Annotated in this window: 11 protein-coding genes and 1 pseudogene; 6 read left to right on the top strand and 6 right to left on the bottom strand. The window is 54.7% G+C overall.

What is annotated here, in order from left to right; all coding sequences use genetic code 11:
* Window positions 1–76: 76 nt before the first annotated feature.
* Window positions 77–2149: a 2Fe-2S iron-sulfur cluster-binding protein gene (locus BLU01_RS26800; RefSeq protein WP_092281168.1), complete on the top strand. Its 2073-nt coding sequence runs from the start codon at window positions 77–79 to the stop codon at window positions 2147–2149.
* Between the two features lie 21 nt (window positions 2150–2170).
* Here the strand turns inward: BLU01_RS26800 and grxC are convergent, their stop codons facing one another.
* From grxC to BLU01_RS26820, 4 genes are all read right to left on the bottom strand, one after another.
* Window positions 2171–2434 (bottom strand): glutaredoxin 3, encoded by a 264-nt coding sequence (gene grxC / locus BLU01_RS26805; protein ID WP_092281170.1) that lies wholly within the window; start codon window positions 2432–2434, stop codon window positions 2171–2173.
* 104 nt (window positions 2435–2538) lie between these two features.
* Window positions 2539–2787, bottom strand: a complete 249-nt coding sequence (locus tag BLU01_RS26810; protein ID WP_092281172.1) for a DUF2790 domain-containing protein — start codon at window positions 2785–2787, stop codon at window positions 2539–2541.
* Between the two features lie 509 nt (window positions 2788–3296).
* Entirely contained in the window at window positions 3297–3926 is a 630-nt protein-coding gene (locus tag BLU01_RS26815; protein WP_092281174.1) for a LysE family translocator, read from the bottom strand.
* A gap of 221 nt (window positions 3927–4147) precedes the next feature.
* Window positions 4148–5086 carry a LysR family transcriptional regulator gene (locus tag BLU01_RS26820; protein WP_092281176.1) on the bottom strand — a complete coding sequence of 313 codons (939 nt, stop codon included), beginning with the start codon at window positions 5084–5086 and terminating at the stop codon, window positions 4148–4150.
* A gap of 116 nt (window positions 5087–5202) precedes the next feature.
* Here BLU01_RS26820 and BLU01_RS26825 point away from each other — a divergent pair, with 116 nt between their 5' ends.
* Window positions 5203–6072, top strand: coding sequence for an SDR family oxidoreductase (locus BLU01_RS26825; RefSeq protein ID WP_092281179.1), 870 nt, complete (start codon window positions 5203–5205; stop codon window positions 6070–6072).
* A gap of 39 nt (window positions 6073–6111) precedes the next feature.
* Here the strand turns inward: BLU01_RS26825 and BLU01_RS26830 are convergent, their stop codons facing one another.
* Entirely contained in the window at window positions 6112–7032 is a 921-nt protein-coding gene (locus BLU01_RS26830; RefSeq protein WP_092281181.1) for a LysR family transcriptional regulator, read from the bottom strand.
* A gap of 179 nt (window positions 7033–7211) precedes the next feature.
* Between BLU01_RS26830 and BLU01_RS26835 the strand changes: the two genes are divergently transcribed.
* The 4 genes from BLU01_RS26835 (at window position 7212) to BLU01_RS26850 (ending at window position 15266) form a co-directional block, all read left to right on the top strand.
* Window positions 7212–8123, top strand: coding sequence for an SDR family NAD(P)-dependent oxidoreductase (locus BLU01_RS26835; protein ID WP_092281183.1), 912 nt, complete (start codon window positions 7212–7214; stop codon window positions 8121–8123).
* 426 nt (window positions 8124–8549) lie between these two features.
* A complete protein-coding gene (locus BLU01_RS26840; protein WP_092281185.1) occupies window positions 8550–9674 on the top strand; it encodes a response regulator in 1125 nt (374 codons plus the stop codon).
* 94 nt (window positions 9675–9768) lie between these two features.
* On the top strand, window positions 9769–14319 hold the full coding sequence (locus BLU01_RS26845; RefSeq protein ID WP_092281187.1) for a PAS domain-containing hybrid sensor histidine kinase/response regulator: 4551 nt from the start codon (window positions 9769–9771) through the stop codon (window positions 14317–14319).
* Window positions 14320–14330: 11 nt separating this feature from the next.
* Window positions 14331–15266 (top strand): diguanylate cyclase, encoded by a 936-nt coding sequence (locus BLU01_RS26850; protein ID WP_231987119.1) that lies wholly within the window; start codon window positions 14331–14333, stop codon window positions 15264–15266.
* 98 nt (window positions 15267–15364) lie between these two features.
* Here BLU01_RS26850 and BLU01_RS26855 read toward each other — a convergent pair.
* Window positions 15365–15505, bottom strand: a pseudogene (locus BLU01_RS26855) (DNA polymerase V subunit UmuC); the annotation flags it as partial.
* Window positions 15506–15511: the final 6 nt, after the last annotated feature.

Genomic DNA, 15511 nt, shown 5'->3' on the forward strand with positions numbered 1-15511 from the left:
ACCTCGTTGGTGACGTCATTCATGGGCGCCGGGAAGCGAGTGAATTGCACCTGTTTACGAATCCGTAGAGGTGATCATGAATAATACCGATGAGCCAGGGGCCTCACCTTGGCATGCTGGTGAGCGGCAGTTGCAAGAAAGTGTCGGCGTGGCGCAGCAGATGGAGCACTTTGGGCGAAAGGTTGTTCGCGATTACATGCCGGATCAGCATCGTTCGTTTTACAGCCAACTGCCTTATCTGGTGGTGGGCGCGGTCGACCAAAACGGCATCCCTTGGGCAACGTTGATCGAGGGCCCTCCAGGGTTTGTTCACTCCCCGGACCCACGTAGCTTGCAGCTTGACCGCCTCCCCGCGGACGGCGACCCAGTCAAACCAGCCTTGGGAATGGGCGCCGCAGTCGGGTTACTTGGCATCGACTTGAAAACCCGAAGGCGCAATCGAATGAACGGCAATATCAACACCGTCTCCTCTGACGGTGTTGGCGTCTCTGTCGTGCACGCTTTTGGCAACTGTCCTCAGTACATCCAGTTGCGAAGTGTCGAGCCGGTCAGCGTTGGGCGCGCCTCATCCGATGTTGCAGCAAAACGCCTGCACCAATTGGACGAGGCGGCTGCACAGATGATTCGTCAGGCTGATACGTTCTTCCTCGCCAGCTACGTCGACCTCGAAGGAGACTCATCCAAGCGCTCGGTCGACGTTTCTCACCGCGGAGGCAATCCAGGTTTTGTCAGGGTCGAAGGCAACGTGCTGACGATTCCCGATTTCGCCGGCAATCTGCATTTCAATACATTGGGCAACCTGTTACTCAACCCTAAAGCCGGTTTGGTTTTTGTCGATTTCTCGTCAGGTGATGTGCTCCAAGTGGCGGGGCGCACCGAGCTTATTCTTGAGGGACCGCAGATCGCTGCATTCCAAGGGGCCGAGAGACTCTGGACCTTGACGGTGGAGCATGTCGTCCTGAGGCGAGCCGTATTGGCGCTGCGTTGGGTATTCGAAGGTTTCTCACCGAACAGTCTGATGACCGGCAGTTGGGAAAAAGCTGAAGGCCGCTTGCAGGCCGATGCGCTGCGCGACCAATGGCGGCATCTGCGCGTCACCCGAATCGTCGAGGAGAGCAGCACCATCAGCTCTTTTTATCTGGAACCTGACGATGGTGCGGGGTTGCCGCGTTTCGAGGCGGGCCAGCATTTACCGGTACGGTTTAGCCTGGTTGAAGGGCAGCCTCCTTTGGTCAGAACTTACAGTGTGTCGAGCGCACCTTCTGACACCTTCTTTCGGATCAGCGTCAAGCGCGATGGTTTGATTTCGTCGCACTTGCACAGCAAGATTCGGGTCGGCGATCTCATCGAAGCCCGCGCCCCGCAGGGACGATTTACAGTGCAGGCCGATGAGCATCGGCCGTTGGTTCTATTGGCGGCTGGCGTCGGGGTCACGCCGCTGCTGTCGATGCTGCGCGAAGTCATCTACGAAGGGGAGCGAATTCGTCGTACTCGGCCGACTTGGTTTATTCAGAGTGCGCGTAGTCTGGCGGAGCTGGCATTTCGGGACGAACTGTTTGAGCTGGCGACACGCGCGAAAGACAAGATTCGCGCATTGCGACTTCTAAGTCAGCCGGAGCAGCATGCTCGTGAGGGTGAAGACTTCGAATTGGCTGGACGCGTGGATGTCGCATTGCTCAAGGCGCTGTTGCCGCTGGATGATTATGACTTTTACCTGTGCGGCCCCGGCGCGTTCACCCAAGCTCTATACGATGGGCTACGTGAACTGCGTATCGGCGATGATCGCATTCACGCTGAAACGTTTGGGCCTTCGACTCTGGTTCGATTACGCGATCAGTTGACCCCGGCGGTAGAACAAGTTCCGGCAGCCAGTAGCCCAGTCAAAGTACTGTTCGCGACTTCTGCGAAAGAGGCGCGTTGGGAGCCAGGCAACGGCAGCTTGTTGGAGTTGGCCGAAAGTCGTGGTCTGAATCCGGACTTTAGTTGCCGCGGTGGGTCGTGTGGGACTTGTCGTACAAAATTGATCAGTGGCGAAGTGCACTATTTGAACTTGCCCGCTGAAATGCCGGCGCAGGGTGAGGTATTGATTTGCTGCGCAGTACCAGCGCAAAGCAAGGAGGGCGACGCCCCCCTGATTTTGGATCTGTGATATGAACGCCTTCTCTATCGCTCATCCCGCGAGACGCGGGTTGAGCGCTTGAGCCAAACCACCTTCACGGTCGAGTTGAGCGAGGTCGTCAAATCCGCCCACATGCCAGTCGCCGATGAAAATTTGCGGAACGGTGCGACGGCCGCTGCGATTTATCATTTCGACTTTCTTGCCAACTGACTGCACATCGATTTCGGTATAAGAAATACCCTTAGAGTTGAGCAGTTGCTTAGCACCACGGCAGTAAGGGCAGGTGCTGGTCGTGTACATAGTGATGTCAGGCATGAAGAGTCCTCCTCGTTTGGACGATTTTCAGGCTGCGGCTTTTTCTACGCGAGCGTCAACCGACATGAAAATTGCTTTTAACAGATAGTTAAGTTGAGAAATATTTAGTTAGTACAGCCGCGACCTATCACGCTGTATTCAAGGACACGCGTGTCGCCGTGCGAATCTTTGTAGGTCATTTGCACTGGCACTGGACCGCAGACGTCTGCTGCTTCTGTGATGTTGATGACCTTGGCAATATCTAAGTGCATGCCATAGGCATACGGAGTCGCCGCTGGCGTAATCGAAGCGCCCTGTGCTAAGGCAGACAATGAAGCTGTCAGGGACAGCGCGATAAACAGAAATTTTTTCATGACGAATCCTCCATTAAGATTTGGTGAGTCAGTGAAGTGGATAAATTTGTTGAAGCAGGCCCGCTATGAGTGCGGACCGAATTACATTTCCAGTGGCCTTCCTAGAAGGGACCCAGTGGCAGAAACTTGCCGTCGATGCATGGTGTCGCTCCTGTCGGATACTTGAGTAAGAGTTGCTGCATAAGTGCTGCTTGGTGTGAAGCCATGTTCTGCCGTTTGCTCCATAGCGTCCAAGACCGATAAACAATGCTTCGCATAAGCCCTACCTATAGTTTTAAACCGGAGTGCTCATGAACGTGGAAAACTCGGAAGCAATCTTGCTAATTCCGGGTATTCACATGGTCAACAAAAAAGAATCGCATTGCTGCACGAAGGGGATGGCGAGACAAAAGAGCCCGCGTATGGCGGGCTCAGTGACAGCATCTGTATTTATTGGCGGGAGGCAACTCGTCGTATAGCGCGGCTTTTCTACCTGTCTTCCTGAATTAGCGCGAGTACTCCTCAGGACGTCAGGCTTGCTGTACAAACGCCAGCCGCACTGCAAATCCAATCAGGAGGGTGCCGAAAAGCCATTGCTGAACTCGTTGCGCGGTGACGCTACGCTCCAACCAACTCCCTACCCAAGCGCTGGCAGTAGCATAAATGCTGTCGAAAATCAGACCGGTGATTACGAGTACTACACCCAGTACTGCAAATTGCTCCGATACCGACGATCGATTCGGATCTATGAATTGCGGAAGCAGCACTGAGCAGAAAAGCAGCGCTTTCGGATTGAGTAAATTGGTGAAGAGCCCCCGTCGGATGGCCGCGCCCAAGCTCGACGTTACAGCTCCAGTTTCTGTAATGGCAGGGGCACTCATGCCACTGGTTTTGAACATCTGAATCCCTATCCAAAGTAGATAGGCCGCTCCTGCATATTTGACGACATCAAAAGTCCAAGGCAGCACCTTGAACATTGTTGCCATTCCCATAGCGGTCAAAGCCACATGGCAGGCACGCGCTAACGCGAGCCCCAACGCAGTCGCTAGCGCTGCGGCTCTACCTTGCTTTGCACCCGTTTGAAGCAGCAGGATCATGTCCGGACCGGGCATTAGAAAAATCATCGAGAGAGCGAGGAGGTACAGCGCTTTGTCTTCCATATTCGTGTTGCTCGGCGGGAAATGAGGAAGGCAATTTTAGAGGGGAGGGGTAGGGCAGGTGGTTGCGTATCGAACTCCCAGGTCTACGTGTTTTGGCAGAATCTGCCCTTTGATAGTTAGAACAAGAGCCTATATGCCAACTGATCGTTTTGCGCAAATCCGACTTGGGCGGCTGGACTCTTGCCTGGCTGATGCCAGGAAGGAACCGCCAGGGCGTGCTGTTACTTCCCTTTACCAGTTTTTATGGCGCTGAAGTGATCACTCAGGGTGCCTTGAAAATGGTCAATCAGGAAGTTTATGAAGACGCGTGTTTTAGCTGGCAGTTCTTTCCTGGCCGAGTAGTAGACGGAGATTGAGCCCAGATCGACATACCATTCTGGTAATAGCCGTATCAGCTCACCCCGCTGTAACCAGGGCCATGCTCGCTCCAGAGGCACCAATGCCACGCCCAGTCCCATCAGGGCGCACATGCACAGGGCTTGCGGATCATTCATGATGGCGGTTGGTTTCAGGCTCAGATCAAACGTTTCGTCAGTCGAACTGCGCAATGTCCAGGTGCGTAAACGGTTGGTGTCGGTCGATCGCACGACAATGCCATCCTGGCCTTGCAAGTCCGCTGGCACAATCGGCAGTGGCTTGCCTTGGAGCCACTCCGGCGCCGCTACAGCGACGAGGTGTAACTTGGCCAGTTCACGCGCCACAACGCCCGGGCTTAATTCCATGCCGCCACCAATCGCAACGTCAAAACCTTCACCTATCAAGTCAACACGGCGGATTTCGAGGTGCCAATCCGGCACAACGGAAGGGTACCGTTGCTTGAACGTTTTCAGCAGAGGCAGCACGTAGTCGTAGGCAAAGGACGGAGACATGTTGACCCGCAGCCTGCCGGCGGGCACATCGCGTGAGTCGCCGAGTTGAGCCATTGCGCCTTGGATCGTTTCGACACTCCCCGCCACCTGTTCATATAGCGCCTCACCGGCTTCGGTAAGGGACAGACTTCGCGTGCTGCGTTGAAACAATCGGGTGCCCAAGTTTGTTTCGAGGCGCGCAATGTTTTTGCTGACTGCGGCGGCGGAAATGCCCATCCGCCGAGCCGCTTCGGAAAAACTGCGAGCTTCGGCGGCTCGTAAAAATGATTCCAGATTGCCCAGACTGTCCACGCTTATCTCCAACTTTTGGTTGAAGCTGATTCTACTGATTGATGACTAATTTGCTGGTGAATTTGAGCCCATAGTGGTGGCCGACCGAATTTCACACTCAAAACAGGTAAAGCGTAATGGGCAAAATATTGATCACCGGCGCGACCGGAAAACTGGGTAGCGCGGTAGTGCGCTCGCTGGTCCGCAAGGTGCCTGCGGCAGATGTCGTCGCTTTGGTTCGAGAGGAGAGCAAAGCGCAGTGGTTGTCGGACCTGGGCGTCGAAGTGCGGCTGGGCGATTACACCGACGTCGAATCCCTGGTCAATGCCTTCGCCGGGGTGGAAAAAATCTATCTGGTGTCAGCCGTTGCTTTCAGCGATCGGGTAGGTCAACACCGGAACGTCATTCAGGCGGCACGTACGGCTGGTGTTCGACATGTGTTCTACACCAGCATTCAGCGCCTTAGCGATGACTTTTGTCCCATCGAGGGGGTCACTGCCAGCGACCTCGAAACAGAGGCGATGCTTAAATCATCCGGGCTGGATTACACCATCGTCCGGCATCCGCTTTATGCCGACGTGCTTGCGATGTACATCGGCGAAGATGCTCCGCAGAAGGGCTTCAGCGCACCCGCCGGTCAGGGACGAGTGGCACTGACAAACATTGATGAACTAGCTGAAGGCGGGGCAACCCTGCTCAGTCAGCCGGGTCACGAGCACCGAGCTTATCTGCTTAATAGCGGACAAACCTGGTCGTTCGCAGACATCGCCACCGCGCTTTCGCGCATAACCGGAAAAGCCGTTCATTATCAGCCGATTTCGACCGCAGCCTTCATCGTCGCCCGCGAAGCCGAAGGTTGGCCGCCACATGTCGCGGCCTTCATCGGCGACTGGTATCGCGCTATCGAGAAAGGCGCATTTGATCAAACCAGTCGTACCCTTGAAGAACTGCTAGGTCGAAAGCCCAAAGATCTTGAGGACATCGTTAGAGATGCCTTCAAGCTCTGACGGTTCAGTTGGCTGTCCTGCAGCACAAATATGCCGAGCTCAGACTTTCTTTTTAGTGATCGAATTCTCCGACACAATCTCTCGGACGACGTTGACGAAAGCCCGAAGTCCCGCCGGCATATGGCGATTCGCAGGATAGTAAAGGCGCAGGCCCGGGTACGAAGGTGTCCAGTCCTCCAGCACTCGCATGAGCCTTCCGGACGCAATATGAGCAGAAGCGGCGAAATCATTAGTCCAGGCTACGCCGGCGCCTTGCAGAGCAGCCTCTAACATCAAGTGGTGGCTGTCGAGCGTCAACGACCCGCTGACCTCTATTGCTTGCTCTTCACCGCGCTTTTCGAACTCCCATTTGTAGATCGAGCCACTGGGGAAGCGCACGCGTATGCAGTTATGCGCGAGCAGGTCTGCCGGAACCTTGGGTTTTTTGAATTTCGCGAAGTACTGGGGTGAAGCGACCACCGCAAAACGGAGCGGGGGAGTGATCGCAATGGCGATCATGTCCTGCGGGACGCTTTCCGCCAACCGTATCCCGGCGTCGAATCCACCAGCAACAATGTCAACCAGACTTCTATCGGTAACGATGTCTACCCGCATGTCTGGATAACGCCTCAGGTACTCGAGAACCACTGGCGTCAGCACCATTTGCGCAGCACCTTCGGAGGTGTTCAGCCGCAGGGTTCCGGCCGGTGTATCACGGAATTCGCTTACCGCCTCCATTGCCGCGGATATGTCTCGCAGAGCGGGCTGCACCCGAGCCAGAAATTGCTCCCCGGCTTCAGTCAGGGAAACGCTTCGCGTGGTTCTGTGGAACAACCTCACGCCAAGGCGTTTCTCCAGTGCAGCGATCGCATGACTGAGTGCTGATGGCGACATTCCCAATTCCACGGCCGCACGACGAAAGCTGCGATGAGTAGAAACGGCGACTACGGCGTTGAGTTCAAGAAGCCCGGATTTCTGCATTGTGCTAATTCCTGCATCAGTTCATCCGATATTAGCCTGATTGTTTGCGACAGTGCTGAGGCTTATCTTCGTCCACAGTCGCTACTGCTTTGGAATCGAAGGAAGCTTGATCCGCCGGCACCCGGTGAACCCGCAAGTCATTTCGACTCAGCGGCCATTAAACATGCGAGGAACAATTCATGACGCGTATTACTACACCGTTCGGGTTTCACTCAACCGCACAAGAGGTCATTGAAGGGGTCGACCTCACTGGTAAAAGGGCGATCCTAACGGGCGGAGCTTCCGGTATTGGTATCGAGACAGCGCGCGCATTGGTCAATGCCGGCGCCAACGTGACACTGGCAGTACGGCGTCCGGAAGCGGCAGAATCGGTAGCCGCCGAACTGCGCTCCGAAGGCAAGGGCACCGTAGATATCCGCTCAATCGATCTGGCGGATCTGTCCTCTGTGAAATCGTTCGCTGATTCTTGGTCAGAGCCTCTTGATATCTTGGTCAATAACGCAGGGATCATGGCCGTTCCTGAGCGGGAACTGACATCGCAGGGCTGGGAAATGCAATTCGCAACCAATTTTCTCGGCCATTTTGCGCTCGTGCTTGGTTTGCAGGACGCTCTGATCAGAGCCGAAGGAGCCCGAATTGTATCGCTGAGTTCAAACGCTAATCTGATGGGCCCGGTGGTTTTCGATGACATCAATTTCGACTTCCGCACATACGATGCTTTCGCGTCATATGCCCAGGCCAAGTCGGCATGCGCGCTCATTGCGGTAGAGATCACCCGCCGCTGGGCGGAGCGAGGTATTTTCGCTAACGCTTTGAACCCTGGGGCAATCGCAACCAATCTTCAGAAGCACACCGGTGGGCTCAAGACGCCAATTGAACGTCAGAAAAACGTGCAGCAGGGTGCCGCGACATCCGTATTACTGGCGGCGTCTCCGCTGTTGGAAGGCATTGGTGGTCGTTATTTCGAGGACTGTAATGAAGCGCTGGTGGTCACCAAAAGGCCTGCCGATTACACGGGCGTTGCACCTTACGCTGTAGACCCTGATAACGCGCAGCGGTTGTGGGAAGTTGCCACGCGGATGATTGGGTGAGCGGAGGAAGACCCGGCGCACCAGCCGAAACAGATGGTACAACTGTTGCCCGGGCCGTTAGCCAAGACTGGTTGGATCAGTGAATCAGACGGGGAAAGCCCATTTCTGGGAGCCAAGGACAGCGAGCAGCAAGACAGCACCACTCAAGCAATTCCGCTATGGCGGCATTCCATGCACTAACCCCCGCCAACCTAGCCTCCTCTGAGCTGTTTGCTTGCTTGTATAGTTCGCGGGTCAGGAATAGATTCGATCCTTCAAGGATCCAATCAAGCTACAAATCAAAAGGAAATTGCCGTGATTTACTCAAAATCGCTCGGTAACAACCTCACCCTTTGATCTCAATGACGTCTATTTTTTTGCAGGTGGCCGATAATTCTGGTCGCTAAGACGTTGAGAAGTTGCGTGGCAATCTAGGGAGGATACCGAATGCGAGTGATGATTCTGGATGATGACCCCTGGATATCCGATCTTTTGAAACAGCTCGTGCTGAGCATCCGTCCGGTTGCCCAGGTCGATTGCTTCACCGACGTCGCTAGTGCTTTAGACGCTTGGCAGCCAAGCACCTATCAGTTGGTGATGGCCGACTGGAATCTACCGGATGCCCCCGGCGTCAACCTGTTGCAGAAAATTCGCGAAAAAGATCAAGACACGCCGCTGGTCATGATCACCGGGCGCGCTGATCGAGACAGTGTGTTGGCGGTCAAATCACTGAGAATCAGCGCATTTTTCACCAAGCCATTCCAGGTTTCTCGCGTCGTGCAATGCCTGGATACGCTCCTTCCGCTTGATGAGCCCCCCGGAGCTACCACTGTCAACGCTGAAGACCTGATCAGCTATCTCAGTGGTTTGTCTGCTGCAGAGTTGGACTTGCCTTTACTGGCGTCGATAAAAGACATGCTTCAGCTCGGCTATGGCGGGGCGGTGATGGATTTGCGGGAACTCGTTATTGATTGGCAGTATGACCCGGCGCTATGTGCGCACTTGATTGCCGCCGCCAACGGTGCCGCGTATCTCGGGTTCGGACAGCCATGCACAAATTTGAACGGTGCCTTGGCGCGGCTAGGTGGGCTTACCAGCGTAAATCTGGCGATCAGCCAGGCCTTGCGACAGACCGCCACTCAACCTGATGGCATGCTTAAGACTTTCATCCAGGCTCATCTGGATGAAGCCGAGCGTTTAGCTGAAAGGGTTGTGCTGTTAGCTCAACAATGTGGTCTGGATCCCGCTCCGCTGCAAAGTGCCGCCCTGTTGCACCGCATTGGCGAACTCTGTGTGCTGTACCAAACGCAGAAATGGGAGAACCAGGGCAATTGCGTGACCGAAGACACCCTTACCCACGCTGCCCGTGATTTTTCAGCGCCTTTCGCCATTCGCTTGAAAGCGCAGTGGGGGCTGCCTATGGTTCTACGCGAGTTGATAGGCGCAATTTATGCGTTGCCCCGCATGCAAGTTCGCCGCGAACAAGTGGTTATGCGCCTTGCTGCCGCCATCAACAACGGCGAACCCCAAGCAGACATAGACAGGCTTCAACGATTAGCCGGCCTGCCCTGAGCGTATTCATGACTCACAGGTTGCTCATATTGCGGCCCCTCCAACAGGGTTTGAACGTTAATCTCGAAGGCTCAAGGCCTTCTGCGATGGGACATTGCGGGTGAGAAAGCACAAGTTTTTTGCATGGAACTGGGGAGTAGCGATCACTCTGGCCGTGGGGTTAGGGGCAAGTATTCTGGGTGGCTTGACCCTTGGGCGCATGAACGATCAGCAGGTTCAAGAAGCGATTACAGCGGCGACAGAAGACGCCGCAGAGTTGGTTTTAATGCGTCTCAATCTTTACCAATACGGTTTGCGAGGCGCTCGAGGAGCGGTGCTGACAGCAGGCGAATATGACATTAGCCGTGAAGTGTTTCGCCGATATCACAGAACCCGTGACCTCGCTTTCGAGTTCCCCGGTGCCAGTGCTTTTGGTTTTATCAGGCGTGTACCAGAACGTGATGAAAACGAGTTTCTCAAGCACGCTCGAGCTGACGGCGCAGCGGATTTCTCCATTCATCAATTCTCCGCGCATGCAGGCGAGCGCTACGTTATTCAGTATGTCCAGCCGGCTGAAGGTAACCAGGCTGCGATTGGCTTGGATATAGCGTCAGAAACATCGCGGCGAGAGGCGGCACAATCCTCGATACAAAGCGGTGCGGCACGGATCACTGGGCCCATCACGCTAATACAGGCCATAGGAAAACCACAGCAGTCTTTCCTGGTGTTGATGCCCATCTTTCGCGGCGGAGTCACTCCGGTGACCGCTGCTGAACGAGAGGCAGCTGCTTTTGGCTGGAGCTATGTTGTGTTGCAGACCGAAGAGGTACTCAAAGGCCTGCGCATCGAAAATGAGACGGTACATTTGCGATTAAGGGATATCACCGTCCCCGGACAAGAGAAGCTGTTTTATGAAAGCACCGATGACTCGGCTCGCGGTGAAACGTTGAGGACCCATCAGCTGGAGCGCGAGGTTTACGGACGGCGGTGGCAAATCGAACTCGACGCAAATTCGCTGTTTATCCAGCGCCTACATCAGGTTTCACCAAAAGTTGTGCTGTTTTTCGGTGGTCTTCTCACGCTTCTTCTGGCGACCTTGGTGAGTGTCGGGAGTGTCAGCCGTCAACGTCGGCGTCAGATATTTGTCGAGCAGGCGAGGCTGGCTTCCATCGTTGAAAGCTCGGGCGATGGCATTATTGGAAAAACCCTCGATGGCGTCGTCACCAACTGGAACAAAGGAGCCGAGCGCCTTTTTGGGTTCGCCGCCGAGGAGGCGGTGGGACAGACACTCGCCAATTTGATTGTTCCGGCAGAGCTTGTCACAGAGGAAGCTCATATCCTTGCGCGTATCAGGGCGGGTGAGCGTATCGGCAGCTTTGATACACAGCGCCATCACAAAGACAGGCGACTGATTGATGTCTCCGTCAGCATCTCACCCATTTATGGCGAGGGTGGTCGCGTCATTGGGGCGTCTAAGACGTTAAGGGATATTTCGGCGAAAAAAGTGGCAGAGGCCCGAATTCTTGAACTCAACTCCAACCTAGAAGAGCAGGTTGCGCAACGAACATCCGAGTTGCGGCATCTCAATCTGCTGTTGGACACGGTGCTACGCTCGGCTACTGAGGTTTCGATCATTGCGACGGATCTCGATGGTGTTATCCGTGTGTTCAACAAAGGCGCCGAGCATTTGTTGGGTTATGGCGCCGATGAGTTAGTGGGCAAAGACACCCCGGCGCTCTTCCATGTCCCAGAGGAAGTTGCTGCACGTGGCGTTGAGCTGAGCGAGGAGTACGCTCAGACTATCGACGGTTTCCGTGTGCTTACCCATAAACCTGAGCTTGAAGGCGCAGAAACCCGAGAGTGGACTTACACACGCAAGGATGGCTCGCGGTTTCCTGTCACGTTAGTGGTTACCTCCATGCGCGATGCCGATGGGGTATTGAGTGGCTATCTGGGTATTGCGGTAGACATCACTGAACGTAAAGCGGCAGAAAAGGAACTGGCTGCGAGCCTGAGGACGACACTGGAACAACGTAGCGAACTGATGGCGGTGCACGATCAACTGCTGATGGCTGCTGAAGTAGCCGAATTGGGCGTCTGGTCTTGGACGTTGGCGGACAATAACTTGCAGTGGAATGACCGTATGTTCGAGTTCTACGGGCAGCCACTGACGTTGCGCAATAACGGTCTGAGCTATATGCACTGGTACTCGCGTGTTCACCCCGAGGATGTCGTGGCAGCGGCGGCAAAGCTGAATGCCGCCGTCGAGGGGACTGATGTGTATGACACAATTTTTCGTGTCGTTCACCCGGACGGTCAGATCCGCTTTATACATGCCGGCGCGCAGATTGAACGCAGTCCGAACGGTGCGGCATTGCGTGTGACCGGGATCAATCGGGACATCACTGTCCAGCGCGAGCTAGAGTCGCATCTGCTGTACGCCAAGGAACAGGCCGATGCGGGGAGTGCGGCCAAGTCTGCCTTCCTGGCCAACATGAGTCATGAAATACGCACACCGATGAACGCCGTGTTGGGTATGTTGCAGTTGGTGCAGAACACCGAACTGAATGGTCGCCAACTCGATTATGTGACCAAGGCGCAGACCGCTGCGAAATCACTGCTGGGTTTGCTCAATGACATTCTCGATTATTCCAAGATTGAGGCGGGCAAACTGCAACTCGATGTGCACCCGTTCGAGCTTGAACCGCTGATGCGTGACCTCGCCGTTGTGCTGACAGGTAACCAAGGCGAGAAGGAGGTTGAGGTCATGTTCGACCTGGACTCCAATTTACCCAACGACCTGATCGGCGATAGCCTGCGACTGCAACAGGTACTGATCAACCTGGCGGGTAATGCCCTCAAGTTCACCCTGGAAGGCCAGGTCGTGGTCAGCGTTGAACAACTGAAGCGCACGGAAAATGCTGTGAGCTTGCGCATCGCCGTTTCTGATACCGGCATCGGTATTAGCCCGGAACAACTTCAGCGCATTTTTGAAGGCTTCACTCAGGCCGAGGCTTCAACTTCCCGGCGCTTTGGTGGCACAGGTCTGGGCCTGGTGATCTGCAAACGGTTGGTCACTTTGATGGGTGGTGAACTTCAGGTGGAGAGCCAGCAAGGTGTCGGGAGTCGTTTCTGGTTCGATATCACTCTGGATGTAGCGCCAACGTCACTGCTGAAATCCGCCTTTGCTGGAGTCGATGTGTCCTTACGGATTCTGGTCGTCGACGACAACGCCATGGCGGGTGAACTGCTGTTGCGCACCGTGCATGCATTGGGATGGAAGGCTGACCGCGTAAGTGGTGGCACGCAAGCGGTGGAATGGGTGAAGAAAGCCCAGGCGCTAGGTGAAGCCTACGACGTGGTGCTGATGGACTGGCGGATGTCCGATATGGATGGGCTGAGCGCTGCGCAATTGATCCATCAGCAGGGTAACGGTGCGCCACCTCCGATGATCATTATGATCACTGCTTACGGCCGCGAAGTATTGGCAGACGCGCACCAGGCGGGAGACGCCCCCTTCGTGGGTTTTCTCACCAAACCGGTCACTCCAAAGCAGCTAGCCGACGCTGTTCAGCGAGCACTTAACGGCAAAGACCAGCTCCATTCCCCCCTTTCCCTGTCAACGGTTGACAGGCCGCAGCGTCTGGCCGGGCTGCGACTATTGGTGGTGGAAGACAACATGCTCAATCGCCAGGTCGCCGATGAGTTACTGACAAGGGAAGGTGCTCAGGTGACGCTGGCCGAAGGCGGGCTGGAAGGTGTGAGCAAGGTGATGAATGAGCATGTGCCCTTTGACGTCGTATTGATGGATATCCAGATGCCCGATATTGATGGCTTGGAGGCGACTCGTCGCATTCGATCGAATCCGCGCTTTGCAGCGTTGCCGATAGTAGCGATGACCGCAAATGCCTCCAATATCGACCGTGACGCATGTCTTGTTGCGGGGATGAATGATCATGTTGGCAAACCTATAGACCTGGAACAACTCGTCGCAACTCTGCTCTCTCAATCGAGCCGTAAAGATAGCCAGGCATCTTTAACCTTGGGGCAAGTCAATACGGGAGAAGGCGTTATAGAGTCTCGCACATCAACTATTGAGCGCTTTGGTGGTGACCTCGACTTGATCCGCAAGGTGCTATGCACCTTTGGCCCCGAGATGGAAAAACAGCTTGTCCGATTGAGGGATCAGATCCAGCGGCAAGATGTATCGGGGGCCGCCTTTGTTCTCCATACCATTAAAGGTAGCAGCGGCACCATGGGGGCCAAGGCGGTGTCGCTGCTGGCCGGTAACCTGGAGCAGACACTAATACACGGAAATGCAGAGTCTGTAGCGAGCATCTTTTTAGACCCAACATGGTTTGACGAATTGAGCAGGTTACTGCAACAGAGCCTTGAGCAAATGGATGTCGATTTTGCTCAGGGGCCGCGTGCAAAAAGCAGTGCTGACGAAGATTCTGTGGCGCCGGTGCAATGGAGAGAGTCCCTAGAGCAGATTCTGCTATTGCTGGAGACGGGTAACCTTCGGGCCATAGAACTGGCAGACGCATTGGCCTCAAAAATGCCGCCGTCCCTGCGGCCACAGTTCGACGAACTTGTTGTCAGGGTGCAATCGCTAGACTTTTCCGCTGCGATGCCGATTGGTCGTGACCTGTTGAGATCTGCCTGATGGAACAATCGATGAAAACCTGGTTACCGCATTCCTTTAACCGTCCAAAACTCCTTATTGTCGACGACCAACCGACTAATATCCGGGTACTTCATGAGCTATTTCGTGAGGACTGTGATGTGTTCATGGCCACCAGCGGTGAGCAGGCAATCAGCGTATGCCAGGCCCAACTGCCCGATTTGATTCTGCTGGACGTGGTCATGGAGGGTATGGACGGGCATGAAGTATGCCGTCGACTCAAGGTTGACCCTATGACCCAAGACATCCCCATCATCTTCATTACCGCACAGCAGCAGGACTCAGATGAGGTGCTAGGATTGGAGCTTGGCGCGGTGGACTTCATCAGCAAACCCATCAATACCACCATTGTCAGAGCACGTGTGCGAACACATCTCACCCTGAAACTACAGAGCGATCTGCTGCGTTCAATGGCATTGATAGATGGTCTTACCGGGGTAGCCAATCGACGCAAATTTAATGAGGACATATTGGCAGATTGGCGTCTGTGCTTTCGAGAACAAAAGCCGCTGTCGCTCATTTTGGTGGATGTCGACTATTTCAAACGCTACAACGACCGATACGGACACCAGGCTGGAGATGACTGCTTGAAGTCCGTTGCCCAAACATTATCTGCAACGGTTAGACGGCCCTACGACCTAGTCGCTCGGTATGGTGGCGAAGAGTTCGCCTGCGTTCTGCCCAATACAGTTCTTTCTGGTGCGGTGGAGATTGCAGAAAGAATGCAAGAACGTGTTCGGACATTGGGTATCGAACATTCTGCTTCTGATGTCGATCATGTGCTGACAATCTCTCTAGGTGTCGCAACATTGACGCCCACTGACGAACTGGGATTCGAGGCTTTGATAGAAGCTGCGGACAAGCAACTTTATGAAGCGAAGAACGCGGGCAGGGCGCGGGTATGTTCATCTGCAATGTCGTCCAGTTAAGAAAATGCGGCAGGCTGCTTCTTGCCGTTAGCAGCCGGTCACGATATCCCGCTTATATAAATTGCTGGCCTGCTACCTGGCTTTCACCGTCCACAGTGTAGATCCATCAGCAGAACTTCCGCCTTGCTGTACTTGAAGCCCGGTCGAAAGAGACGATTGACGGCTTCGGACGCAGCCTTGGTCATGAGTCGAACATCGTTTGTCGGGTAGGGTAGTTCGACGAGTGCGCCATTCGCATATAAACC

This window comes from Pseudomonas prosekii (genome assembly GCF_900105155.1).
In the GTDB taxonomy this organism is placed as follows: domain Bacteria; phylum Pseudomonadota; class Gammaproteobacteria; order Pseudomonadales; family Pseudomonadaceae; genus Aquipseudomonas; species Aquipseudomonas prosekii.

Bases quoted from the DNA above. Each gene is read 5' to 3' on its own strand.
- BLU01_RS26800 (WP_092281168.1), top strand. From the start codon at position 77: ATGAATAATACCGATGAGCCAGGGGCCTCACCTTGGCATGCTGGTGAG.
- grxC (WP_092281170.1), bottom strand. From the start codon at position 2,434: ATGCCTGACATCACTATGTACACGACCAGCACCTGCCCTTACTGCCGT.
- BLU01_RS26810 (WP_092281172.1), bottom strand. From the start codon at position 2,787: ATGAAAAAATTTCTGTTTATCGCGCTGTCCCTGACAGCTTCATTGTCT.
- BLU01_RS26815 (WP_092281174.1), bottom strand. From the start codon at position 3,926: ATGGAAGACAAAGCGCTGTACCTCCTCGCTCTCTCGATGATTTTTCTA.
- BLU01_RS26825 (WP_092281179.1), top strand. From the start codon at position 5,203: ATGGGCAAAATATTGATCACCGGCGCGACCGGAAAACTGGGTAGCGCG.
- BLU01_RS26830 (WP_092281181.1), bottom strand. From the start codon at position 7,032: ATGCAGAAATCCGGGCTTCTTGAACTCAACGCCGTAGTCGCCGTTTCT.
- BLU01_RS26835 (WP_092281183.1), top strand. From the start codon at position 7,212: ATGACGCGTATTACTACACCGTTCGGGTTTCACTCAACCGCACAAGAG.
- BLU01_RS26840 (WP_092281185.1), top strand. From the start codon at position 8,550: ATGCGAGTGATGATTCTGGATGATGACCCCTGGATATCCGATCTTTTG.
- BLU01_RS26850 (WP_231987119.1), top strand. From the start codon at position 14,331: ATGAAAACCTGGTTACCGCATTCCTTTAACCGTCCAAAACTCCTTATT.